Source organism: Rhodococcus sp. NBC_00294, assembly GCF_036163995.1.
GTDB lineage: Bacteria > Actinomycetota > Actinomycetes > Mycobacteriales > Mycobacteriaceae > Rhodococcoides.
In genome coordinates, this window is record NZ_CP108043.1 from 3941311 (window position 1) to 3965298 (window position 23988).

At 70.9% G+C, this 23988-nt stretch carries 23 protein-coding genes; 12 read left to right on the forward strand and 11 right to left on the reverse strand.

What is annotated here, in order from left to right; genetic code table 11:
- Positions 1–2: 2 nt before the first annotated feature.
- A complete protein-coding gene (locus OHB23_RS18385; RefSeq protein ID WP_285188372.1) occupies positions 3–755 on the reverse strand; it encodes a class I SAM-dependent methyltransferase in 753 nt (250 codons plus the stop codon).
- Positions 749–1996 carry a glycosyltransferase family 4 protein gene (locus OHB23_RS18390; protein ID WP_328810090.1) on the reverse strand — a complete coding sequence of 416 codons (1248 nt, stop codon included), beginning with the start codon at positions 1994–1996 and terminating at the stop codon, positions 749–751. Before OHB23_RS18390 ends, OHB23_RS18385 begins: the two co-directional genes overlap by 7 nt.
- Positions 1997–2169: 173 nt before the next feature.
- On the opposite strand from OHB23_RS18390, the gene OHB23_RS18395 reads away from it, so the two are divergent.
- Positions 2170–2649, forward strand: a complete 480-nt coding sequence (locus OHB23_RS18395) for an SRPBCC family protein (protein ID WP_328810091.1) — start codon at positions 2170–2172, stop codon at positions 2647–2649.
- An 8-nt stretch (positions 2650–2657) separates the two neighbouring features.
- Here the strand turns inward: OHB23_RS18395 and OHB23_RS18400 are convergent, their stop codons facing one another.
- The 5 genes from OHB23_RS18400 to OHB23_RS18420 are packed head-to-tail and all read right to left on the reverse strand — an operon-like array spanning position 2658 to position 8324.
- Positions 2658–4751 carry a xanthine dehydrogenase family protein molybdopterin-binding subunit gene (locus OHB23_RS18400; protein ID WP_328810092.1) on the reverse strand — a complete coding sequence of 698 codons (2094 nt, stop codon included), beginning with the start codon at positions 4749–4751 and terminating at the stop codon, positions 2658–2660.
- Positions 4748–5767: an FAD binding domain-containing protein gene (locus OHB23_RS18405; protein WP_328810093.1), complete on the reverse strand. Its 1020-nt coding sequence runs from the start codon at positions 5765–5767 to the stop codon at positions 4748–4750. The genes OHB23_RS18400 and OHB23_RS18405 overlap by 4 nt, the downstream gene beginning before the upstream one ends.
- Positions 5764–6321 (reverse strand): 2Fe-2S iron-sulfur cluster-binding protein, encoded by a 558-nt coding sequence (locus OHB23_RS18410; RefSeq protein WP_328810094.1) that lies wholly within the window; start codon positions 6319–6321, stop codon positions 5764–5766. The genes OHB23_RS18405 and OHB23_RS18410 overlap by 4 nt, the downstream gene beginning before the upstream one ends.
- Before the next feature lie 50 nt (positions 6322–6371).
- Positions 6372–7169, reverse strand: coding sequence for a PIG-L family deacetylase (locus tag OHB23_RS18415; RefSeq protein WP_027503965.1), 798 nt, complete (start codon positions 7167–7169; stop codon positions 6372–6374).
- Between the two features lie 57 nt (positions 7170–7226).
- Entirely contained in the window at positions 7227–8324 is a 1098-nt protein-coding gene (locus OHB23_RS18420; RefSeq protein WP_328810095.1) for an Rv2629 family ribosome hibernation factor, read from the reverse strand.
- Positions 8325–8443: 119 nt separating this feature from the next.
- Here OHB23_RS18420 and OHB23_RS18425 point away from each other — a divergent pair, with 119 nt between their 5' ends.
- From OHB23_RS18425 to OHB23_RS18435, 3 genes are all read left to right on the forward strand, one after another.
- Positions 8444–8779: a DUF3140 domain-containing protein gene (locus OHB23_RS18425; RefSeq protein ID WP_328810096.1), complete on the forward strand. Its 336-nt coding sequence runs from the start codon at positions 8444–8446 to the stop codon at positions 8777–8779.
- A gap of 84 nt (positions 8780–8863) precedes the next feature.
- The gene (locus OHB23_RS18430) at positions 8864–9826 is read left to right on the forward strand and encodes a glycosyltransferase (RefSeq protein WP_328810097.1); all 963 of its coding nucleotides are present in this window, start codon (positions 8864–8866) and stop codon (positions 9824–9826) included.
- A 107-nt stretch (positions 9827–9933) separates the two neighbouring features.
- Positions 9934–11172, forward strand: a complete 1239-nt coding sequence (locus tag OHB23_RS18435; RefSeq protein ID WP_328810098.1) for a glycosyltransferase — start codon at positions 9934–9936, stop codon at positions 11170–11172.
- 38 nt (positions 11173–11210) lie between these two features.
- Here the strand turns inward: OHB23_RS18435 and OHB23_RS18440 are convergent, their stop codons facing one another.
- Positions 11211–12113 (reverse strand): glycosyltransferase family 2 protein, encoded by a 903-nt coding sequence (locus OHB23_RS18440; RefSeq protein WP_328810099.1) that lies wholly within the window; start codon positions 12111–12113, stop codon positions 11211–11213.
- Positions 12110–13060 (reverse strand): glycosyltransferase family 2 protein, encoded by a 951-nt coding sequence (locus OHB23_RS18445; RefSeq protein WP_328810100.1) that lies wholly within the window; start codon positions 13058–13060, stop codon positions 12110–12112. The genes OHB23_RS18440 and OHB23_RS18445 overlap by 4 nt, the downstream gene beginning before the upstream one ends.
- Before the next feature lie 71 nt (positions 13061–13131).
- On the opposite strand from OHB23_RS18445, the gene OHB23_RS18450 reads away from it, so the two are divergent.
- Genes OHB23_RS18450 through OHB23_RS18485 form a run of 8 tightly spaced genes read left to right on the forward strand, consistent with a single transcriptional unit; the run spans position 13132 to position 22067 of the window.
- On the forward strand, positions 13132–14163 hold the full coding sequence (locus tag OHB23_RS18450; protein WP_222638218.1) for a GDP-mannose 4,6-dehydratase: 1032 nt from the start codon (positions 13132–13134) through the stop codon (positions 14161–14163).
- A 54-nt stretch (positions 14164–14217) separates the two neighbouring features.
- Positions 14218–15864 (forward strand): carbamoyltransferase family protein, encoded by a 1647-nt coding sequence (locus OHB23_RS18455; RefSeq protein ID WP_328810101.1) that lies wholly within the window; start codon positions 14218–14220, stop codon positions 15862–15864.
- Positions 15861–17390: an HAD-IIIA family hydrolase gene (locus tag OHB23_RS18460; RefSeq protein WP_328810102.1), complete on the forward strand. Its 1530-nt coding sequence runs from the start codon at positions 15861–15863 to the stop codon at positions 17388–17390. Before OHB23_RS18455 ends, OHB23_RS18460 begins: the two co-directional genes overlap by 4 nt.
- A 32-nt stretch (positions 17391–17422) precedes the next feature.
- A complete protein-coding gene (locus OHB23_RS18465) occupies positions 17423–18463 on the forward strand; it encodes a glycosyltransferase family 9 protein (protein ID WP_328810103.1) in 1041 nt (346 codons plus the stop codon).
- Positions 18460–19023 (forward strand): D-sedoheptulose-7-phosphate isomerase, encoded by a 564-nt coding sequence (locus tag OHB23_RS18470; RefSeq protein WP_328810104.1) that lies wholly within the window; start codon positions 18460–18462, stop codon positions 19021–19023. The genes OHB23_RS18465 and OHB23_RS18470 overlap by 4 nt, the downstream gene beginning before the upstream one ends.
- Positions 19020–20414, forward strand: a complete 1395-nt coding sequence (locus OHB23_RS18475) for a PfkB family carbohydrate kinase (protein WP_328810105.1) — start codon at positions 19020–19022, stop codon at positions 20412–20414. The genes OHB23_RS18470 and OHB23_RS18475 overlap by 4 nt, the downstream gene beginning before the upstream one ends.
- 34 nt (positions 20415–20448) lie before the next feature.
- Positions 20449–21138, forward strand: a complete 690-nt coding sequence (locus OHB23_RS18480) for an SDR family oxidoreductase (RefSeq protein WP_328810106.1) — start codon at positions 20449–20451, stop codon at positions 21136–21138.
- Between the two features lie 56 nt (positions 21139–21194).
- Positions 21195–22067: a glycosyltransferase family 9 protein gene (locus OHB23_RS18485; protein ID WP_328810107.1), complete on the forward strand. Its 873-nt coding sequence runs from the start codon at positions 21195–21197 to the stop codon at positions 22065–22067.
- A 12-nt stretch (positions 22068–22079) separates the two neighbouring features.
- On the opposite strand, the gene OHB23_RS18490 is transcribed toward OHB23_RS18485, so the two are convergent.
- Together OHB23_RS18490 and OHB23_RS18495 are read right to left on the reverse strand one after the other, a co-directional pair.
- The gene (locus OHB23_RS18490; RefSeq protein ID WP_328810109.1) at positions 22080–22898 is read right to left on the reverse strand and encodes an SDR family NAD(P)-dependent oxidoreductase; all 819 of its coding nucleotides are present in this window, start codon (positions 22896–22898) and stop codon (positions 22080–22082) included.
- A gap of 28 nt (positions 22899–22926) precedes the next feature.
- On the reverse strand, positions 22927–23892 hold the full coding sequence (locus OHB23_RS18495) for a polysaccharide pyruvyl transferase family protein (RefSeq protein ID WP_328810110.1): 966 nt from the start codon (positions 23890–23892) through the stop codon (positions 22927–22929).
- Between the last annotated feature and the right edge of the window lie 96 nt (positions 23893–23988).

Below are 23988 nucleotides of genomic sequence, written 5' to 3' on the forward strand. Positions count from 1 at the left end.
GATCAGTGAGCGCCACGTCCGGCCCCCGGTCCGCCGATCCCGGTCTCCGGCTTGCGCAGGTAGATCACCACGGACTTGCCGATGACGGGATTCAGGACCTGCTCGAGCACTCGGGTGGTGCGCGGGGCCTTCATCATGTCCCACACCAGCATCGAGTGATAGCCGCGCACCAGCGGGTGATCGTCGTTCCGCACCCCGACCGCGCACTTGAGCCACCAGTACGGAGCGTGCAGTGCGTGCGCGTGGTGGGTGTGCGTGACCTCGAGGCCCGCCGCGGTGAGCGACGCCGCCAACTCACTCCCACGGTAGATCCGGACGTGGCCACCCTCGTTCGCGTGGTACTCGTCGGAGAGGGACCAGCAGACCCGCTCGGGCAACCAGCGCGGGACACTCACCGCCACCGTGCCGCCGGGGCGCACCACGCGCGCGATCTCGGCGATGGCCGACGCGTCGTCCGGCACGTGCTCGAGCATCTCGGACACGATCACCCCGTCGAACCACTCGTCCGGGAACGGCAGGGACAACGCGTCGCCGACGACCGTCTCCGCCGTGGCGGACTCCGGTACCTGCTTCTCCTCGGCCATCGCGCCGAACATGACCTTGACCTCGTCGAGTTCGTCCGCGTTCTGGTCGAAGGCGGTGACATGGGCCCCGCGGCGGTACAACTCGTAGGAGTGGCGCCCCTGGCCGCACCCGATGTCGATGACGCGATCGCCCGCACCGAAGCCGAGCCGGTCGAAGTCCATCGTCAGCATGTCGTCTCTCGATTCCCTCGTCCACGGCGATCGGCGATCGCCTTCTCGTACTCCGCGACGGTCGCGGCGGCCACCGCCGGCCAGCCGTAGGTCTGCGTGGCCCGTTCCCGCCCGCGCTCGCCCATGGCGCGTCGGCGGGGCTCGTCGTCCAGCGCGCGCATCAGGGCCCGCGCCAGGGCGTCGCTGTCACCGGGAGGCACCAGATCGGCGCAGAGCCCGTCGGGCCCCACGACCTCGGGGATCGCCCCGGTGCGGCTCACCACGAGGGGGGTCGCGCAGGCCATGGCCTCGATGGTCGGGAGCGAGAAGCCCTCGTACAGCGACGGCACGCAGGCCACGTCGGCCGACGCCAGCACGCGCGCCAGTTCGGCGTCGTCGAGACCGCTCCGCGTCCGCACGATGTCGTCGATACCGAGATCGTCGATCAACGTCCGGGTCGGCCCTGCGGGGTCCACCTTCGACACCAGTTCGAGTTCGACATCCCGCTCGGTGCGCATCTTCGCGACCGCCTCGAGAAGGTGCCGCACACCCTTGAGGGCGACGTCGGCACTCGCGACGGCGACGATGCGGCCGGGAACTCGCGGCGCCGCGCCGGGGGTGAACACGGTGGTGTCGACCCCGAGCGGGACCACCGTTACCGCACCCGGAGCGACCCCGAACGCGTCCACGATGTCCACCGCGGACGAGCGGGACACGGTCAGCAACCGCGGGATCCGGCGCGCCACCCGCCGCTGCATGGTGAGGAAGCCGTACCAGCGCCGCACGGTGATCCGTCGTCGCCACGGCGCCGCCGCGAGGTCGAGGGCACGGTCGCGGGTGATGGGGTGATGAATGGTGGCCACGAGCGGCAACGGGATGCGCAGCAATCCGTAGCTCAGCGATTGGTTGTCGTGCACCACGTCGAACTCGTCGGCTCGCGCGCGCAGCATACGAGCGGCGCGCGCCCCGAACGTGCGGGGCTCCGGGAACCCGGCCGTCCACATGGTCAGCACCTCGGACACGTCGACCAGGTCTCGGATCTCGGAGGGCCGCGGGGTGCGGAACGGATCGTCGTCCCGATAGAGGTCGAGGCTCGGTACTCGCGTGAGCCGCACCCGCGGGTCGAGATCGGGATAGGGCTGACCGGAGAACACCTCGACCTCGTGCCCCTCGTCCACCAGCGCTCGACTCAGACGCGCGACGTAGACACCCTGACCGCCGACGTGGGGCTTGCTCCGGTAGGACAGCAGAGCGATACGCACGTGGGTCCCCCGAGCTGTCGCGGCAGTGTGATGGCAGACACCCTCGCCGCGGTGGAACCGGCGATCATGTCCCGATGTGTCTACCACCTTCCGTTCTTCTCGAATCCACACGACCGACGACCAGCACTGATTCACACTGGACCTCCCCGCCACCCGAGATCGAGGAGACGACGATGACCGGAACCGGCGACAGGGCGCTGCACATCTTCTCACCGGCGGGTCTGCCGTTCATCGATGTCCGGCGCGAGTTCGACGCACCCGTGTCCGCGGTCTTCCGGGCGCACGCGGAGCCCGAACTGGTGTCCCGCTGGCTCGGTCCCGCCGGCTACGAGATGTCGGTCGAGGAGTACGACTTCCGCGGCGGTGGCCGGTACCGCTACGTCCACCGTGATCCCGGCGGTGCGGAGTACGCGTTCCACGGCATGTTCCACACGGTGCGGACGAACGAGTTCGCCGTGCAGACCTTCGAGTACGAGGGCTTCCCCGACGTGGTGAGCATCGAGTTCCTCACGTTCGTCGACCTGGGTGACCGCTGCCGGCTGGAGGGCCACTCGGTGTACCCGACACTGGAGGCGCGGGACTCGATGGCAGCGAGCGGCATGGAGAAGGGCATGCGGGAGGGCTACGAGCGCCTGGACGATCTGCTGGGCTGACCGGGTGGTCACAGGCGCAGCGCGGGGTCCATCCGCTCGATCAGGGTGTCGAGAGTGATGGGCAGGTCTCGCACCCGGACACCGCACGCGTGGAACACCGCGTTGGCGATGGCAGCAGGCGACCCCACGATGCCGATCTCGCCGATCCCCTTGCTGCCCATCGGGTTCAGATCGTCGTCGTGCTCCTCGACCCAGATCGCCTCGATGTCGGCGACGTCGGCGTCCACCGGGACGTGGTACTCCGCGAGGTCGGCGTTGAGGAAGCCGCCGTGTCGTCGATCCACTATGCCCTCCTCCATGAGTGCCATGCCGATACCGAACACCATGCCGCCCAGGAGCTGTGACCGAGCCAACCGAGGGTTCAGCACACGGCCCACGGAGAAGACGCCCAGCATCCGCGTCACGCGGACCTCCCCCGTGTCGACGTCGACGTGCACCTCGGCGAAATGGGCGCCGAACGCCTGCCGCGCCAGCGCCGCACGCTCCTCGAGGTCGTCGGTGGTGTCCGCGGTGGCCGTCGCGCCCGGTGCGAGGTCTCCGTCCGCGCGCAGCGCACGACAGGCCTTGGTCACCGCCCAGCCCCACGACGAGGTACCCGAGGACCCGCCTGCGCCGGGCGCCGTGGGCAGCGCACTGTCCCCGACGTGGATGTGGACCCGGTCCAGCGCGACCTCGAGCGCGTCGGCGGCGATCTGGGCGAGCACTGTTCGTGCGCCGGTACCGATGTCCGACGCGGCGACGGACACGTCGACCGTCCCGTCGTCACGGACGGTCGCCCGCGCCGTGCTCGGCGACGTCATCGCGGGGTAGGTCGCCATCGCGACACCGGTCCCGACGAGGGTGCGTCCTTCTCGGCGTATCGCGGGCCGCGGGTCACGACCGGCCCAACCGAAGCGCCGCGCGCCCTCCTCGAAGACGGCGCGGACGGTACGTGAGCTGTAGGTCTGCCCGTCCGCGGGATCGACCGAGGGCTCGTTCCGCAGCCGCAACTCGACGGGGTCCGTTCCGAGCGCGTGGGCCAGTTCGTCCACCGCGCACTCCAGAGCGAACATGCCGGGCGCCTCACCGGGAGCGCGCATCCAGCGCGGTGTCCCGACGTCCAGCGCGACCGCGCGATGCGTGGTCGAGACGTCGTCGATGTCGTACACGTGGCGACTGCCCTCGGACGTCTGCTCCACGAACTCCATCACGGTGGAGGTCTGCTGGAGCGAATCGTGCAGCAACGCCGTCATCGAGCCGTCCGCGTCCGCCGACAGTCGGACCCGCTGGATCGTCGGCGTCCGGTAGCCGACGAAGTCGAAGGTCGACCGGCGTGGAACCGGAAACGAGACCGGCCGACCCACGACGGACGACGCCATGGCCGCGACGACCGCGTTCGGTCGCGTGCTCCCCTTCGATCCGAAGCCGCCGCCCACGTGCCGGGCGATGACGCGCACGGCGTCCGAGTCGACGCCGAAGAGCTCGGCGAGATCTCCGGCCACGCCGGACGGCGCCTGCGTCGAGTCCCAGACCGTGAGGGTCGACCGGTCCTCGCTCCACGCGGCGATCGACGCGTGCGGCTCCATGGGCGCATTGTGTTCGGGCGGCGTCGTGTAGCGGACGTCGACGCGCACCGCGGACTCCTCGAAGCGCCGCTCCGGTTCCCCGGTGACGACATCGGTGTCGAAGCCCGCGTTCACCTGCTCGGGTGCGTAGATGCCCGGGTGATGCTCCCGTAATTCGTTGTCGCACTGGCGACTCTCGTACGTGACGTCCAGAACGGAGGCCGCACACGCCGCCTGCTCCGACGTCTCCGCCACGACCACGGCGACGATCTGCCCGCGGTAGGCGACGACATCGGACTGGAGCACCTGCAACTCGCCGTCCCCGGCGGACCCGAGCGTCGGAGCGTTACCGTGCCACAGCACGGCGAGGACACCCGGAAGCGTCAGCGCCGAAGCACGATCCACGTCCAGCACACGCCCCGCCGGAACGGCGGCGCCGACGATCGCCGCGTGCGCTGGTTCTCCACCGACGTCCCGGTACTCCGCCGCGTACCGGGCGGCTCCGGTGACCTTGTCGCGGCCCTCGAGCCGCTCGACCGGTGTTCCCGTGACGGTCATCGGGTGGCCGCCTCGTCCGCGGCCGCGTCGGCGAGGGACATCACGGTGGAGGCCACCGTCGACGCGAGGAGTGACAACTTGTAGTCGTTGTCGGGGAACGTGTGTGCCGCGGCGAGCTCGCGCTCCATCGCAGCGATCACGCCGCTCCGGGACGGGATCGCCCCGAGCAGCTCGGACTCGGCGACCGTGGCCCGCCACGGCTTGTGAGCGGCTCCGCCCAGCGCGATGCGCGCCGTGGTGAACACCCCGTTCTCCACGACCACGACGGCGGCGACGGACACCCTCGCGAAGGCGTAGGACGCACGGTCCCGCACCTTCCGATAGGTCGAGCGCGCACCGGGTGGAAGCGGCGGTATGTCGAGGTGCGTCACCCACTCGTCCTGCCGCAGAGTCGAATCGCGTTCGGGTGCGGACTCGGGAAGCCGATGCAGATCGGCGAACCGGATCTCGCGTACTCCGTCGGTGCCGACGACGGTGACAGTGGGATCGAGCACCGCGAGGCCCACGGCCATGTCCGAGGGATGGGTGGCGATGCAGTGCTGCGATGCGCCCAGCACCGCGGCGTTGCGCCGATCGCCGTCCAGGGCCGAACAGCCCGAGCCCGGTTCACGCTTGTTGCACGCGGTGTCGACGTTCATGAAGTACGGACAGCGGGTGCGCTGGAACAGGTTCCCACCTGTGGTCGCCATGTTCCGCAGTTGACCGGACGCACCCGAGAGCACGGCGCGCGACAGGACGGGGAACTGCGAACGCACGACGGGGTCGGCGGCCAGATCGCTGTTGCGAACGAGGGCCCCGACGCGCAGACCCGGCACCCCACCGCCACTGCCGTCGTTCCACTCGATGTCCGCCAAGGCCAGACCCGTGATGTCGACGAGCCGGTCCGGGGTCTCGATTCCCAGCTTCATCAGATCCACGAGGTTGGTTCCGCCGGCCAGCACGCGGGTGGACCCCTCGGCGAGTGCGGACGCGATGGTCGACGCGTCGGCGGCACGGTCGTACGCGAATGTTCTCACCGGTCCGCGCCCGTCTCCGTCGTCGTTGCAGATATACCGTCGATGTTCTCTCGCACGGCATCGACGATGTTGGGGTAGGCGCCGCACCGACAGATGTTGCCGCTCATCCGTTCTCGGATGTCCGCGTCCGAGGCCGTCGGCACGCCGTCGAGGTCCTCGGTGACGGCGCTGGGCCATCCGTTCTTCACCTCGTCGAGCACGGCGACGGCAGAGCAGATCTGACCGGGGGTGCAGTAGCCGCACTGGAATGCGTCGTGCGCGAGGAACGACGCCTGCACGGGATGCAGGTCCTCGCCGTCGGCGAGCCCCTCGACGGTGGTGATGTCGTCGTCCTGTGCCGCGACGGCCAGCGTCAGGCAGCTGACCACGCGCCGACCACCGGACAGCACCGTGCACGATCCGCACTGACCGCGGTCGCACCCCTTCTTGGACCCGGTCAGCCCGAGCCTCTCACGCAGCGCGTCGAGGAGGGTCGTCCGGACGTCGCACTCGATCCGGTGCTCCTCGCCGTTGACCGTGAGGCGTACTCCGACATCTCCTGTGACGAGGCTCATGCTCCGGGCTACCCTGCGCTCCCGCCACCAAACCGCCCCCGGTGCCGGACTTACAGAGGCAGTGCGGTCTCGCGCACGGCGCCGGGCGCGTCGACCGGGGGCACGATGCGTCGGAACCACTCGGTGCCGAACGCGGACGCGAGATCCTCGTCCGACATGGGGATGAACGGGCCGAAGTCACCGATCTGCGACTCGTGCACCACCATCGCCGCACGCTTGGCGGCCAGGACACCGGACACGTCCACCGCGGTGGTGAGTTCCGACTCGGGCAGGCCGAACGCCTCGATGTCGAGCTGCGAGGCGTCCTCGTTCTCGCCCGGATCCCAGTTGGGGTTCGCCGTCATCATCTCGCGCATGCGATCACGGTTCATCGTCGCCTCGTAGACGAACGGCACCTCGGCGATGGCCGCGGCGCGCACCCCCACGTGGTGCACCTGCACGTGGTCGGGATGGCCGTAACCACCGTGCGAGTCGTAGACCGTCAGGACACGGGCCTGCTCCTCGACGAGAACGTCCGCGAGCCGCCGAGCGGCCTCTTCGACATCCACGTTGGCGAAGGCGTGCGGGTTCGTGTTGCCCTCGGTCCCGGCCATCCCCGAGTCCGCGTATCCCAGCACGACCACGCGCTGTGCCCCCAGCACCTCGGCCGAGCGCTCCAGTTCACGCTGCCGCCGATCGTGCAGCGACTCGCCCTCGGTCAACAGGCCGTCGGGCACCTCACCGAGCGCACCGTCGGTCGCCGTCACCAGCACCACTCGGTGGCCGGCGTCGGCCGCCGACCGCATGATCCCGCCGGTGCCGAACACCTCGTCGTCGGGATGGGCATGGAAGCACACCAACACACTCATCGGCAGATGGTCGCACGGGCGCGGTGCGCGGGCTCGATCACGTCCGGTGTCGACCCCTCACGTCGCGTACCTGCGCAGCGCGGCGATGCCGTCGCGGGGATCGATCCGCTCGTCGACGCGCAGCACCTCGGCGTCGAGGTGGAGCGCACCGAACGGGACGGCCTCGTCGGCCCGCAGCGTGCGGGCGGGAGAGACACCGAACACCGAGAGCGCGTCGGGCTCCGGCGCGATCATGGTGGGCGACGAGTCCGCGACCACGGTGACCTCCGGGAGATCCCCGACGAGCAGCGTCTCCAGGCTGCCGTCGCGCACCGCTGCGCAGACGTCGTCGAGACCGTCGATCGCGAGCCCGGACCCCCGGCCCGTCTCGGCCGACCACCTCCGGGCGGCGTCGTCCATCGCGGCGAGTCGTCGACGCTCGACCTCCTCCTCGATCGCGTGCGCCAGTTCCTCGTCGTGGTCCCCACTTCCGCGTGCCCCGATGTCGAGCTCGACCACGACGTCCGCCGTGCGTTCCGGGAGCGCGCCGCGCAGATCGGATCGCGAGCGCACCTCCCCGGCGACGAACGCGACGTCGAGCCGTCGCTCGTCGATCAGGTGCGTCACCCGGTCGGCCACGGCGCTCACGTTGCGGCGCGCGGCGTCGTCCGTACGGCGCTGCGGGGTGCCGTAGCCGGCGGACTCCGCCCCGGCTGCCTGGTGAACGGGTCCGGACACGGCGTCGACGGTCTCCTCGTGCACTCCGCCGGGTCCGTGCACGGTGATGTCGGCTCCCGCGTGATCGACCCACGCCACCAGGTAGGTCAGGTCCACGGGGCCGTGGTCGACGAGGGGAACGAGGTAGGGCAATTCCGACACCCGCACCTCCGTCCGGACGGGCGGGCCGAGGAGGCGCTCGTCGACGAGCACCGTCGCCCCGGCAGCGATGAAAGCGCGCCCACTGCGACCGACGGCGGGCGGTGCGTCCAGCACCGCGGACCGGAGGGCCTCCACGGCCTCGTCCGGTGCGGACCGCTCCCGCAACTCCTCCTCGATCCCGCGCCAGCTGAGCTCGAGGCGCGTTCGCGCGTCCTCGGTGTCGTGCGAATCCTCGAAGTACACGGACACGAAAGGTCCGGTGTACTCGGTCAACGCACGGAGTGAGTTCGGATACATCGGTTCCTCCCACGGTGTGTCCGACGGGTGTTCGGTCGACTCGTCCGGAGGTCTGCCCGTCAGGACGGACGTCAAACGACCGGGATTGCCGCCCTCGCTTCCGGGGAACGCGATGCGTCATGACGAAGAAGAACGAGACGGTGGACGACGTGTGGGACGACTGGAAGGACGCGGTCAACATGACCAGGAAGGAGCTCGAGGACTGGCTGACGACCGACGAGTCCCGCTCCGTCGGTGACTCGAAGGACGGTGAGTCGACGGGGCACGAGATGGGGCGGCGCATCACCTCGATCCTGGACACGAAGAAATCCGATCTCACGGACGACGACGTCGCCGCGATGCGAAAGGTCGTCGGATACGTGCACCGACATCGCGCCCAGGGCCCCTCGAAGGACGTGGAGCACTCGCGGTGGCGCTACTCGCTGATGAACTGGGGAAACGATCCGATGAAGTGACCTCGGCGTGAGATGTGGGACAAGCATTCGGAGCTGAACGCCGTCCGGATGTTTTTTTCCTTCGATCCGGGTTATCCGAGCGGTATGTCCCAGTCCTGTTCGGTGCTGCTGTGGCACGTGCACGGATCGTGGACGTCCGCCTTCGTCGCGGGTCGACACCGGTACCTGCTCCCGGTGAACGACACCGGTGACGAGTGGGGGCGCGGACGGTGTGGGCGACCCTGGTCGGATTCCGTGATCGACGTACCGGTCGATCGTGCGCCCGCGCAGGATGTCGACGTCGTCGTGCTGCAACGCCCGCAGGAGCTCGAGCTGGCGGAAGCGATTCTGGGTCGACGACCCGGCCGCGACGTCCCGGCGATCTACGTCGAGCACAACGCGCCACGACCGAGTCCCGTGCACTCCGTCCACCCGCTGGCGGATCGGAGCGACATCCCTGTCGTGCACGTGACCGAGTTCAATCGCCTCATGTGGGACACCGGCGTCGCGCCGACGACGGTGATCCCGCACGGCATCGCCGACCCCGGTCCGCTCTACACGGGCTCGCTGCCCCGAGCCGTCACCATGATCAACGACCCGGTCCGACGCGGACGCGTGGTGGGAACCGACCTCCTCGGCCCGCTGGCCGGCGCCGCACCGCTCGACGTGTTCGGGATGGGAACCCGCGAACTGGACGAGCCGACCGCGAACGTCCGCGGCCTCGGCGACGTGCAGGGCCACGAGCTGCACCGCGAGATCGCTCGACGCCGCGTCTACGTGCACACCGCACGATGGACGTCGCTGGGACTGTCACTGCTCGAGGCGATGTACCTGGGCATGCCCGTCGTGGCGGTGGCGACGACCGAGGTGGCGGCCACTGTGCCGCCCGAGGTCGGCGTCCTCTCCAACGACGTCGACGTCCTCCGCGCCGGAATCAGCGAACTCGTCCACGAGCCGATCGCAGCCGAGCTCGCCGGCAAGGCGGCACGCAGCTTCGTCTCCGCACGACACGACCTCCCGACCTTCCTCGACCGATGGGACAGCGCACTCGCCGCCGTCCTCCCCTGAAGCCGCTCACCCGACCAGACCATCTCCACCCGCTCCACCGACCGAGAGGGACGTCGTTCAGTCACCAGCGACGTCTCGGAACGCACGATCCGAGGGACGGATTCCTCATGCGCATCGCCATGGTGTCAGAACACGCAAGCCCGCTCGCCGCGCTCGGCGGAATCGACGCGGGGGGCCAGAACGTCCACGTCGCGGCGCTGGCCGCGGCCCTGGTCGACCGCGGCCACGAGGTGTCGGTCTTCACCCGGCGCGACTCCCGCGACCTCCCCGACGAGGTCACCGTCGATCACGGCTACCGCGTCGTGCACGTTCCGGCAGGTCCGCCCGAGCCGGTACCGAAGGACGAACTACTGCCCCACATGGGCGACTTCGCCTCGCACCTGGCCGAGCACTGGACGCGAGACCGACCCGACGTGGTCCACGCCCACTTCTGGATGTCGGGGCTCGCGACCCAGCTCGCGGCGCGTCCGCTCGCGATTCCCACGGTCGTGACCTTCCACGCACTCGGTGTGGTCAAGCGTCGGCACCAGGGCACCCGCGACACGTCGCCGCCGAGCCGACCGAAGATCGAGCGGCTCATCGCACGCGGAGCCGATCACGTCGTCGCGACGTGCTCGGACGAGGTCACCGAACTGGTCCGGATGGGCATACCGCGCCGGCGGGTGTCGGTGGTGCCGTGCGGCGTGGACCTCGAGAAGTTCCAGCCGGCGCCGGTCAGCTCTCCCGACCCCGCGCGTCGGCGGCGGCTGGTCGCCGTCGGCCGACTGGTGCCTCGCAAAGGATTCGACCTGGCGATCGCGGCCCTCGCGTCGATTCCGGACACCGACCTCATCATCGCCGGCGGCGAGCGCAGCGACGTCTCGGACGACGACGAGGCTCGACGCCTGAAGCAGATCGCCGTCGCCCACGGTGTGGCCGACCGCGTCCGCCTGGTCGGACAGGTCTCCCACGAGACGATGCCCGACCTTCTCCGCTCCGCCGACATCGTGGTCTGCACTCCCACGTACGAGCCGTTCGGGATCGTGCCGCTCGAAGCGATGGCGTGCGGGATCCCGGTGGTGGCCGCCGCGGTCGGTGGCTTCCTCGACACCGTGATCGACGGTGTCACCGGAGTTCTCGTCCACCGACGCACGCCTGCCGCCGTCGCCGACGCCGTCCGTCGCCTGCTGAACGACGAGGGTCGGCGGACCGGCTACGGCATGTCGGCCGCCGATCGCGCTCGTGCGCGGTACTCGTGGGAGCAGATCGCCGTCGACACCGATCGGGTCTACCGGTCACTGCTTCCGGAGCCGGCCGCCGCCGACACCGCGGACGGATCGGGGGACGACCAGCTGGACCGGGTGTGAGGCCCGGTCGAACCCGATCTCGTCAGCCCCCGAACTTGTCACCCCACGTAGCGCCGCGCCACCGACCGCGACTGCGGCTCCTCGAGGAGTACGAGGCCCCGTTCGACGAACGGCGGCACCACTGTCCGCTCGCGTGCCACCCATCCGGCGGACCGCATCGCCTCCCACACCGCCGACGCCGTCGCGCGGTCCCGGGGGGCGGACCGCACCACCGCGACGGTACGGCGGAGTGCGCTGCGCACCGGCCGGCGTAACCACAGCGTCCACAGAGTGTTCCGGATCCCGAGCTGACGACGGCGGGTGGAGTCGCGGCTCACCGACGGTTCGTGTTCGATGACCATGCCCTCCTCCCAGACCATCCACCAGCCGGCCGCGGCGAGGTCGAGGGCCAACAGTTCCTCCTCGCCGCCGAGCCACATCTTCTCGCAGAATCCGCCCACTCTCCGGAACGCCGACACGCGAATCATCGTCAGCCCCGCCATGATCCCGAGAAGAGCAGGACCGGGAAGCCAGGCGGGACCCTCGATCGGGCTCTCCCGGAACTCGGGAGTGATCGGATCCTCGACCAGCGACGGCGCGACCAGACAGCGGCCCGTGACCGTCGCCAGGGCCGGATAGGCGTCGAGTCGCACCGCCCCCAGTGTCAGTGCGCCCTCCTGCCAGCGCGTGTCGTCGTCGCAGAAGGCGACGTACGGCGTCGTCACGAGATCCACCGCACGGTTCCGGGCCACCCCGCCCAGGTTCTCCGACAGGGCGAGAAGCCGTACCTCGGGGAACAGTTCCCGCACCATGTCCGCCGTACCGTCCGTGGAGGCGTTGTCCACCAGGATGATCGGGGCCGCGTCCGAGATCGACGTCATGTGTTTCAGCGTGCGGTGAAGCTCGTCCCGTCGGTCGTGAGTGATCATCACGACGGTGACACGATCGGCTGTCTCGGTCATGCTCGAACCTCCTCGTCGGGGTGCCCGGACGCCGCCGGTGTGGTCTCGAGAGCGCGAGCGGCCCGCTCGACGTCCGGGGGCAGGGTCTGTCGGTGCCACAGTGCGGTCGGGGCACGGAGCGCCGCGCCCACGAGAGCCGGCGTCACGCGAGGATCGACGAGTGCGCGCGCCACCAGCGTCGTCACCGACCGGACGCACTCACCCACCGGTCGGCGCATCAGTGCCGTGAGAACTGCATTGCGCGACTCCAGGTTCCGTCGGGCGATCGTCGCCATGCGTCGGGTCGACGGGTGGTGGTGTGCGATCACGTCGCACACGTGCACCACCCGATGACCCGCCGCCACCAGATCGAAGGCGAGCAGGGTCTCCTCACCGCCGAACTGCAGGACCGGAGAGAAGCCGCCGACGGCCAGGAAGGCTCTGCGCCGCACGATCGCAGCGCACGCGAGAAATCCCAGCACCGGCGGACCGGGGTCGTCGACGTCGGCACTGCCGGACGCCAGAGGGCTGACGTGCAGGGCCGCGTTGACGGGGTCGTCCCGACACTCGGGGCCGACCACCGTCCGCGCTGCGACGAGGGCGATGTCCGGATGGACGTCGAAAATTCGTTCCGCGGTCGTCAGCGCCGCCCGCTCCCACCACGAGTCGTCGTCCGCGAAGGCGACGAACTCGGTCTCGGCGGCCCATACGCCCCGATTGCGGGCCGCGGCACCCTCGTTGCGCGACAGTGGAATCGAGCGCACGTCCGCACCCTCTTCGACTGCCCGCCGTACCACGTCCGCGGTGCCGTCCGAGGAGGCGTTGTCCACGACGATCACCGGCGGTCGCGGCCGCAGCCGCGTCAGGTGGTGCAGCGTGGTGGCCAGTTCGTCCGCACGGTTGCGTGTCGCCACCACCACCGTGGTGCGCGACCTCTCCTCGCAACCGCTCGTCTCACTGCCCGACACGCGCCCGGTCTACCCGGAACGGGTCCGGACAAACGCGTTTGCCGGGTGCACTCACGGGTATCTGCCGCGCCATGTCCAAGGGAGCTGGATCGAATCGAACTGGCAGGTCGTCGAGAAGCGCGGTCGTGTTCGGCGGCGCGGGATTCGTGGGATCACATCTCTGCGAGGCTCTTCTCGCCGACGGCACCGCGGTGGTCTGTGTGGACAACCTCGTCACGGGGTCGCTCGACAACATCGAGCACCTCCACCGCGAGGCGCGGTTCCGTGTCGTCGAGCACGACATCACGGAACCGCTGCCCCGGTCGATCACCCGTGCCGACCCGGGACAGGTCTTCCATCTCGCGTCCGCGGCCTCCCCCGACGACTATCACCGGCTGCCTCTCGAGACGTTGCACGCGGGTGCCGTCGGAACCGAGCGGGCTCTCGAGCTCGCCCGCGAGCACCGTGCCCGGTTCCTGCTGGCGTCGACGAGTGAGGTGTACGGCGATCCGCTGGTCAGCCCGCAGTCCGAGTCGTACCACGGGAACGTCAACCCCACCGGTCCGCGCAGCGTCTACGACGAGGCGAAGCGCTACGCCGAGGCGCTCACCGCGGCCTACCGGCGCACGCACGGCGTCGACACGGCGATCGCCCGCATCTTCAACACGTACGGCCCGCGCATGCGCCGCGACGACGGGCGGATGATTCCGAACTTCGTGTGCCAGGCCCTGGAGGGCCGCTCGCTGACCGTCACCGGCTCCGGCCTGCAGACCCGGTCGGTCTGCCACGTGGACGACACCGTTGCCGGGCTGCTCGCACTGGTCCGGTCGGCGCATCCCGGGCCCGTCAACATCGGCAACCCGGACGAACGGACGGTGCTCGAGATCGCGCGCGCCGTGGCCGAGGTCGTGGGGTGCGACCTCACCGTGGCACCGTGCCCGCCGGTCGAGGACGACCCCCAGCGCCGCTGCCCCGACATCACCGTCGCGCGCACTGCTCTCGGATGGAGCCCGACCGTCGACCTGGCGGACGGTCTCACCCGCACGGTCCGGTGGTTCGCCGACACCGCTCCGTCATCACGACCGAATCCGAACACGGTGTTTACCGGCGCGGCCGGCGGGTAGATCGGGCCTCACCGGCGCGGCCGGAGGATCGATCGGACGAAGAGGAGGTGAGTCATGCGCGTGCTCGGGATCAACGCGGTGTTCCACGATTCGGCCGCCGTGGTCATGGTCGACGGCCGCACGGTGGCCGCGGCGGAGGAGGAGCGCTTCTCCCGACGCAAGCACGGGAAGCGGCCGGTTCCGTTCTCCGCGTGGGAGCTTCCCGAGGCGGCGATTCGCTGGTGCCTCGATCACGCCGGCCTCGACGCGTCGGACATCGATGCCGTCGCGTACTCGTACGACCCCGCCCTGGTGGACCACGACGCCGTGCACGGAGATCGCCACGGTGGCCTCGATCCACGGTGGGAGGAGCTGCGTACGACCTATGCCGAGCGCGCTCCGCACTTCCTGTCCACCGTTCTCGGCGGGGCACCCGTGGGGTCGTTCCACCATGTGCGGCACCACGTCGCGCACGCCGCGTCGGCGGGGCTGCTGGCTCCGTTCGGCGGCTCCTGCGCGGTACTGGTGTCCGACGGCCGGGGCGAGAGCACCTCGATGCTGTCCGGCCGCTACATCGACTCCAAGCTCGAAGTGCATGCCACGCAGAGCCTTCCGCACTCCCTCGGACTGCTGTACGAGGACCTCAACGAACACCTGGGGTTTGCTCGCTCGAGTGACGAGTACAAGGTGATGGCACTGGCCTCGTACGGACGGCCCCGGCACCTCCCTCTGCTGCGTCGGTTCGTCCACGTCACCGACGACGGCGGCTTCCGCACCGAGTGGATCGACTGGGAGCAGCTGGTGCCCCGCCGTGCCCCCGACGCGCGGTTCGACGAGCGCCACGCGGATCTGGCCTGCAGTGTGCAGGCCGTCGTGGAGGAGGTGCTGCTCGCCCTGACCCGCGAACTCGCCGACAGGACCGGCGAACACCGGTTGGCCATGGCCGGCGGAACCGCACTCAACTGTGTGGCCAACACCCGTGTGCTCGCCGAGGGTCCGTTCGACGATATCTGGGTCCAGCCGGCCGCCGGTGACAGCGGAACCGCGTGGGGCGCAGCAGCGACGGTGGCCGCCGAGGCCGGTGACACCATCGCGCCCATGACGACGGCGGCTCTCGGTCGCCGATGGAGCGACGACGAGATCGCCGCCCAGCTCACCGTGGCCAAGGTGCCGTTCGAGCGGCCCGTCGACATCGCCTCCGCCGCGGCGGAGGTGTTGGCGGACAACGGAATCGTCGCGTGGTTCCAGGGCCCGTCCGAATTCGGTCCCCGCGCGCTCGGCCACCGCTCGCTGCTGGCCCATCCCGGTCATGCCGGAAACGTCGAGCGCCTCAACGACGTGAAGGGGCGCGAGCAGTTCCGGCCCGTGGCACCCATGGTGCTCGCGCATCGCGCTCCCGAACTGTTCTCCCGCGGTCCGATTCCCAGCCCCTACATGCTGTTCGTGCACGACGTCGACCCGGCGTGGCGCGATCGGCTCCCGGCCGTGACCCACGTCGACGGCACCGCGCGCATCCAGACCGTGGAGGACGGTTCGGGGCCGACCGCGGCGATGCTGCGCGAGTTCGATCGCCGGACCGGCATCCCGGTCGTCGTCAACACGAGCCTCAACACCGCGGGCCGACCCATGGTGGACAGCCCGCACGACGCCCTCGAGCTGTTCGGATCCTCTCCCGTCGACGCGTTGGCCATCGGACCGTTCCTCGTCCGGCGAAGCCGATGAGCGCGCCGGCCCACAGCGAGCCGACGTGGTCCGTCGTGATCCCGACGATCGGTCGGCCCGGCCTGGCCACACTGCTGCGTGCGCTCGACTCGGGAACGGGTCCGACACCGGACGTCGTGGTGGTGGTCGACGACAGGCCGCGCAGTGCGACCGAGCCCCTCGACCTCCCCGCACTCGATCTCACCGTCCGACCGGTCCGCTGCGGTGGGCGTGGACCAGCCGCTGCACGCAACGTCGGCTGGCGCCACACGAGCAGCGAGTGGGTCGCGTTCCTCGACGACGACGTGACGGTCGCGTCGACGTGGCGGGACCACCTCGTGCGCGACCTGCGCGGACTGCCGTCGTCCGTGGGGGCGTCGCAGGCCGTGATCGACGTGCCACTGCCGACGGACCGTCGGCCCACCGACGACGAACGCCGCACCGCGGCGCTGTCCACGGCGCGGTGGATCACTGCCGACATGGCGTATCGACGCACGGCGTTGCGCACGGTGGACGGCTTCGACGAGCGGTTCCCACGGGCGTACCGCGAGGACTCGGACCTGGCGGTCCGCGTTCGCCGTGCCGGGTACGACATCGTCACCGGCACCAGGATCACCACGCACCAGCCCGCCGTGAGCGCGGACCCGTGGGCGAGTCTGCGCGCGCAACGTGGCAACGAGGACAACGCGCTGATGCGCCTGAAGTACGGCGGCGACTGGCGCTCCGAGATCGGTGAGGGTCCGGGCATGATGCCCCGCCACGTCGTCACGACGCTGACGGCCGTCGTCGCCGTGCGATCCGTGTCGAGGGGCCGGCGAAGGATCGCCGCCGCCGCCGCGTCGGCCTGGGCGACACTCACCGCGGAGTTCGCGGCGCGCCGCATCGCCGCGGGACCTCTCTCGTCACGGGAGTGCGTCTCGATGGCCGTCACGTCGGTGCTGATCCCGCCACTCGCCGTGGCGTACCGGGCACGCGGGGAGCTGCGTCATCGTCTCGTCCGGTCGGACGCGTCCACGGGTCCGGCGCGGGCCGTGCTGTTCGACCGCGACGACACCATCATCGTGGACGTCCCCTATCTGGCCGATCCCGACGCGGTGACACCCGTCGACGGGGCGCGCGAGGCCCTGGACCTGTTGCGCGACAACGGTATCAAGGTCGGCGTGGTGAGCAATCAGTCCGGCGTGGCCCGCGGTCTGGTGGCACCCGAGCAACTGGACGCGGTGAATGCACGCGTCGAGACGTTGCTGGGTCCGTTCGACACATGGCAGGTGTGTCCCCACGGCGAGGCCGACGGGTGCGGGTGCCGCAAGCCCCGCCCCGGCATGGTCGATGCCGCCGCACGGGAACTGGGCCTGTCCCCAGCCGACTGCGTCCTCATCGGGGACATCGGCGCGGACATCGGCGCAGCACAGGCTGCGGGTGCACGCGCGATCCTCGTGCCCACGCCCCGCACCCGTGCGGACGAGGTGGACCATGCTCGCCGTCACGCCGCGGTGGCGCCCACCGTGGCGGCCGCCGTGTCGGCCGTGATCGCAGGTGCCGTGTGAGTGGGCGAAGTTCGGAAGGCAGACGGGTGCTCGTGGCTCGCCTGGACAGCATGGGCGACGTCCTGCTGACCGGCCCCGCGGTGCGTGCGATCGCGCGGGAGGACTCGGTGACCATGCTCGTGGGTCCCGGCGGGCGCGCTGCGGCGGAACTCCTTCCGGGCGTGCAGGAGGTGATCACGTTCACCGCACCGTGGATCGTTCTCGATCCGCCGGCCGTCGACCGCGCCGAGATGGATGCGCTGGTCTCGAGACTCGCCGACGGAGCGTTCGACCGGCTGCTCGTCTTCGGCTCGTTCCACCAGTCGCCGCTCCCGCTCGCGCTGCTCGGCCGACTCGCCGGGATCCCGTGGATCGGCGCGCACTGCGAGGACTACCCCGGCTCGTTGCTCGATCTGCGTCACCGAGCACCCGACGAGGACGTTCCGGAAGCGGAGCGTGCCATGTCCCTGGTGCGCGCGGCCGGGTACGAGTCCGGTGGCAGCGCCCTGTCGGTGCGGCGCCCACTGCCGGACACCTCGCACCTGACCGGTCCCGAGAGCTACGTCGTCGTGCATCCCGGCGCCGCCGTGGCGGCCCGTCGGCCGGGACCGGACCACAGCCGGGCCATCGTGTCCGCGCTCGTCGCGGAGGGTCATCGCGTGGTGGTGACGGGAGCCGCGGAGGAGGCCCGGCTCGCAGCCCACGTGGCCGACGAGGACGCGGCGAATCTGGCCGGACGCGTCGACCTCGCCGAACTCGCGGACGTCCTCGACCGCGCCGACGTCGTGGTCGCCCCCAACACCGGGCCGGCCCATCTCGCGGCGGCCGTCGGCACCCCGGTGGTCTCTCTCTTCGCGCCCGTGGTGTCGTCCGTCCGATGGGCGCCCCACGGGGTGCCTCGCGTCGTTCTCGGCGATCAGACTGCGGCGTGCCGGGGTACGCGAGCGCGGCGCTGTCCGGTGCCGGGGCACCCCTGCCTGGACGGCATCGACCCGGGCGACGTGGTCGAGGCCGTGCATCGCTTCACCACCCGGCGCACAGCCGTTCCCGCACCAGATCCCACACCCATTCCCACACCCGGAGGCGGACGATGATCGAGGAACACTTCGCAGCCCTGCAGACCGCGGCCCGGCAGGCGTCGGGCGCGGCCCCGGTCCTGTCCCGGTGGGCGGCCCACCTCACCACCGTGTTCGACGGCGGTGGTCGGCTCCTCGCGTGCGGCAACGGCGGGAGCGCCGCGGAGGCGCAGCACCTCACGGGCGAACTCGTCGGCCGCTTCCGGCACGATCGACACCCGCTGTCCGCCATCGCCCTGCACGCCGACACCTCGGCCACCACCGCCATCGTCAACGACTACGGCGAGGAGGAGGTCTTCGCGCGCCAGGTCCGTGCCCACGGCCGCTCGGGGGACGTCCTCGTCGCGCTGTCCACCAGTGGCTCGAGCCGGAACGTGCTCGCAGCGGCGAAGGCTGCGCAGGAGATCGGCGTCACCGTGTGGGCTCTGACGGGCCCTCCTCCCAACGAACTCGCCGCCACGGCGGACGACGCGATCGCCGTCGAGGCACCCACCGTCGCGACGGTCCAGGAGATCCACCTGGCACTGGTGCACGGGCTGTGTCTGGCGCTCGACACGGCACTGGGAGTGCGGACGTGAGTGCGGCGCCTGATCCCGGTCCGCTGGTGATCGTGGGCGACACGTTGCTCGACGTCGACGTCGAGGGTGTCGCGGAGCGGCTCAGCCCCGAGGCGCCCGTTCCCGTCGTCGACGTCGCCCGGAGCTGGTGTCGCCCGGGTGGTGCCGGGCTCGCCGCGCTGATCTCGGCCCGCCACGGCGTGCCCACGGTGCTCGTCACCGCGGTGGGAGTCGACGCCGGTGCGGACACCGTGCTGGACCTGCTGGAGCGCGACGTCGAGGTGGTGACGATGCCGCTCGACGGTACGACGGTGCGCAAGACCCGTGTGCAGGCGTCCGGACAGCCCCTGCTGCGCCTGGATTCCGGCGACGGGCGGGCGTCCCGCGCCGACGTGCCGACCCGGGTGTCCGACGCGATCGCCTCCGCGGGAGCCGTTCTCGTGTCCGATTACGGCCGCGGCGTGGCGGCCAACCCGTCACTACGGGCATGTCTGGACGCAGCGGCCGAGCGCGTTCCCGTCGTGTGGGACCCCCATCCTCGAGGGCCCGCGCCGGTGCGCGGCACCATGCTCGCGACCCCCAACCTGGACGAGGCTCGGCGAGTCACGGGCGCGCAGGACCAGGAGGCGGTGCTGGACCGGGTGGCCGCGGCTCTGCACGCCGCCGGTGTCGCCGTCACCACCGGTTCACGTGGCGCAGTCCTCGTGGAGGGCGACGATCGCACCGAGGTACCCATCGGCGCGGACGTCGGCGCCGCAGGGCGGGGCGCCGACACGTGCGGCGCCGGTGACCGGTTCGCGACCGCGGCCGCAGCCGCGCTGCTGGGCGGTGCCACCCTGCTCGCCGCCACCCGGGCGGCCGTCGACGCGGCGGCCCGCTTCGTCGTGTCCGGCGGCGCCGTCGGCTTCTCCCGATGCGAGGGCGAGATCCCCGCTGCCGCGCTCACGACCGTTCCCGAGGACGCCGAGACGACGATCGACCGCGTCCGACGTGCCGGCGGTCGGATCGTCGCGACCGGCGGGTGCTTCGACCTCCTGCACACCGGCCATGTCTCGTTGCTGCGTCAGGCCCGACTGATGGGCGACGCCCTGGTGGTGTGCCTGAACTCCGATGCCTCCGTCGCCCGCGCCAAGGGACCTGCGAGACCGGTGGTCTCGCAACGAGATCGAGCGCGCGTGCTGCTCGAACTCGGCAGCGTCGACGCCGTGGTGGTGTTCGACGACGACACCCCCACCGCCGTCCTCGACCGCCTACGACCCGACGTCTGGGTCAAGGGATCCGATTACGCGGAGGCGACGTTGCCGGAGGCGGAGACCGTCCGTCGTCATGGCGGCGACATCGTGCTCGTCCCCGTGGTCGGCGGGTACTCGACCACTCGGCTCGTCGACGCGGCACGTGCACGCCCTGCCTGACCCGTCCACACGATCGACCATGGAAGGAACTCTCATGACCCCCACTCTCGGAACCGTTCTCGTCACCGGTGGTGCATCCGGCCTCGGCGCCGCCGTCGTCGACGCCGTCCTCGACGCCGGTGGCACACCGCTGGTCATCGACCGCGTCGCACCGGAATCCGGTGTCGAGCACGTGGTCGCCGACCTCGCCGACTCGGCGGCCGCGGAAGCCGCCACCCTGGAGCTCGTCTCCCCCGCCGGCCGTCTCGACGGGGTGTTCACCGCCGCCGGCGTCGATTCGTGCGGTCCCCTGGGCTCGGTGTCCACGAAGGACTGGGAACGGGTGGTGCACGTCAATCTGCTCGGCACCGTCGCCGTCGTGCGCGCCGCCCTCCCCGCGCTGACCGAGTCGCACGGACGCGTCGTCACGTGCGCGTCCACGCTCGGCATCAAGGCCGTGGGTGACGCCACCGCCTACTGCGCCTCCAAGTTCGGCGTCGTGGGCTTCACCCGAGCCCTCGCCGCCGAGACCGCCGGCGAGATCGGCGTGACGCTGCTGATCCCCGGCGGGATGCACACCGCATTCTTCGACGGCCGCACCGAGCAGTACAAGCCGCCGGCCGACGCCAAGTTGAACCGGCCGGAGGACACCGCCGCGTCGGTGATCTTCGCTCTCTCACAGCCGGCGGGCTGCGAGATCCGCGAGCTGGTGGTCACCTCCTCCACCGAATCGTCCTGGCCCTGAACCTCTCCCGCATCCTCGTCCTGCGCGCGCTCGGTCTCGGCGATCTGCTCACCGCGGTGCCGGCGCTCCGAGCCGTGCGCACGCAGTACCCGGACGCGCACCTCGCCCTGGCGATGCCGGACCGGTATGCCGACCTCGTCGCCCTGGCGCACGGCGCGGACGGTACCGCGTGCGTGGACGAGGTGATCGACACCCGCGGCCTCACCGGACCGCCTCCGGGTCCGACCCCGGACCTCGCGATCAACCTCCACGGGCGAGGACCGCAGAGCATCGACGTGTGCGTCGCCACCGGCGCACCGTCGATCCTGACCCACGCCCACCCCGATCGGGGACTCGCGGGCCCACCGTGGATGCAGGAGCTCCACGAGGTCGACCGATGGTGCCGCCTGACGGAGTACGGCGGCGCGTCGGCGGACCGGCGGGATCGCCTGATCGCTCGGCCCGCCGACGTGCCCGTGACGCGGTCCGTGGTCGTGCACCCCGGCGCGGCGTCGCTCTCACGCCGATGGCCTCCCGACCGGTTCGCCCGTCTGGCAGCACGACTCGACCGACAGGGCCACCGGGTGGTGCTCACCGGAGTGGCCGAGGAGAGGGGTCTCTGTCGGGCGATCGCGGACCAGGCGGGACTGGGCGCGGACGCGGTCGCGGCCGGAGAGCTGGACCTCGTGCACCTGGCAGCGCTGGTGTGCGATGCCGACCTGGTGGTGAGCGGAGACACCGGTGTGGCGCATCTCGCGAGCGCCTACCGGACGCCGTCCGTCGTACTGTTCGGTCCCACCCCGCCGCGCTGGTGGGGTCCGCCGTCGGACGGGCCGCACACGGTGCTGTGGAGCGGACGCACCGGCGATCCGCACGCGGACACGGCGGATCCCGGCCTGCTCGACATCTCGGTGTCCGACGTGCTCACCGCCGTGCGCGACCGGCTCTGACGGCTCGAAGCATCACCGGCGCAGGGCTTCTCGCGGCTTGGCCAGTACCTTGTGGCCGGTCGCCTTGACCACGTCGGGCAGGACCGCGTCGACCGCGGCCATCGCCTTCGACATCACCGACGCCGCCACCACCCTGCGCGAGCCGGCCTGCATGGCGTCGTATCCCGCACGCGCGACGTCCGCCGGGTCGTCCTTGCTCGACCGGCCCATGGCGGTGTCGTCCATGCGCGCGCGGTGGAAGAAGTTGGTCTCGACGGGTCCGGGCATCAGCGACGTGACGGTCACGGGTGACTCACTGAGTTCGCCCTGGATCCCCTCCGCGAACGACTGCAGGAACGACTTGGACGCGTTGTAGACGGCCTGGTACGGGCCGGGCATGGTCGAGGCCACCGACGAGGTGATGAGCACACGGCCCTCACCGGCGCGAATCATGCCGTCCAGCACCACCTTCGCGAGATGCACCGTCGAACGGACGTTCAGGTCGACGACGGCGAGACTGTCGTCGAGCGGCACCTCGGCGAACGCGCCGCCGCGACCGATACCGGCGTTGAGAGCCGCGGCCACGAGGGGGCGGCCCTGCGCCCGCAGCGCGTCGGCGACGCGCTCCACACCGTCCGGCGTCGCCAGGTCCGCGGTCACGGGGGTCACCGACACGCCGGTCGCGCTCAGTTCGGTCGCGACCACGTCGAGGCCGTCGGATTCCGCCACGACGACGAGGTCGTGACCGTCGCGCGCGAAGAGTCGGGCCAGCTCGCGCCCGATGCCGCTGGAGGCACCGGTCACGAGCGCCAGAGGTCGGGTGTCGCCGGGGGTGGACGAGGTATCGGTCATGTCGGTCGACTACCCACCGACCACGCGACTATGCGAGTGCCCGCACGACATCGACGAGCAGATCCGCCACCACCGGGCGCACCCGCGCAGCCGCCTGCGCCGCCTCCGTGCGACCGGAGTCGGACAGACACCACGCCGTCCATCGGGACAGCGACGCTGCGTCCACGTCGTCGGCGGCGAGCACCGCCGGCCACCCCCACGCCGTGGCCTGCGCGGTCACCTTCGCTCCCCCGGCCACCGGGTCGATCGCGAGAGCGGGAATGCCGTCGGACAGCGCGAGCACCAGTCCGTGCAGGCGCATCGTGACGACGACGTCGAGGCGGCGCACCACCGACTCGACCGCAGCCGACGTCGACGGTGATCGCCACGACCGCGGATCGAGCCGGGTGTCGAGATCCAGCACCGCCAGATCGTGCCGGGAGGCGAGCCAGTCGTCGAGAACGGCAGCGACCGCCCCGTGTCGGCGACGCGTCCCGTACTCGCGCTGACCGGACGTCGTGAACACCCCGACGACGGGCACGGCTCCGGGTGCCGCCGCGGCAGCCAGGTCCGGAACGGGTGGGGCGTGGCACCTCGCCCCACCCGACTCGCCGGCCGGGACGTCGATGTCTCTGGGAAAGACCTCGTCGAACCCCGTGTACGCCGCACCGGCGACGTCGACGACGCTGACTCCCACCGCGTAACGGCGGCAGTGCGCGAATCTGCGGTGCAGCGCCTCGATCTCGCTCCCGCTCACCGGCCCGCACACCCACAGCAGATGGGTGTACTCGCTCGGGTCGACGTCGGCGAGAGGGACGTCACGGCCGGCTCGGGAGCCGAGCGGGGCGCGGCTCATGACCGTGCTCCAGGCGATGTCCACCCGGTGCCCGGCCGCGGCCACCGCGTCCGCGACAGCCCACATGGCCTTCTGGTCCCCGGCCGTGCACTCGCCGTTCTCGACACTCGACCAGCCCACGACGAGAACGCGTCGGCCGCCCGTACCGATGCTACTCATCGGGGCTCGATACCCTGGAAAAACCCCGTCAAACTCCCCACCCGGCGCTCGGAGCCGGTGTGGCATCGGTCGGACTCGGCTGCTTGAATGGCCTTT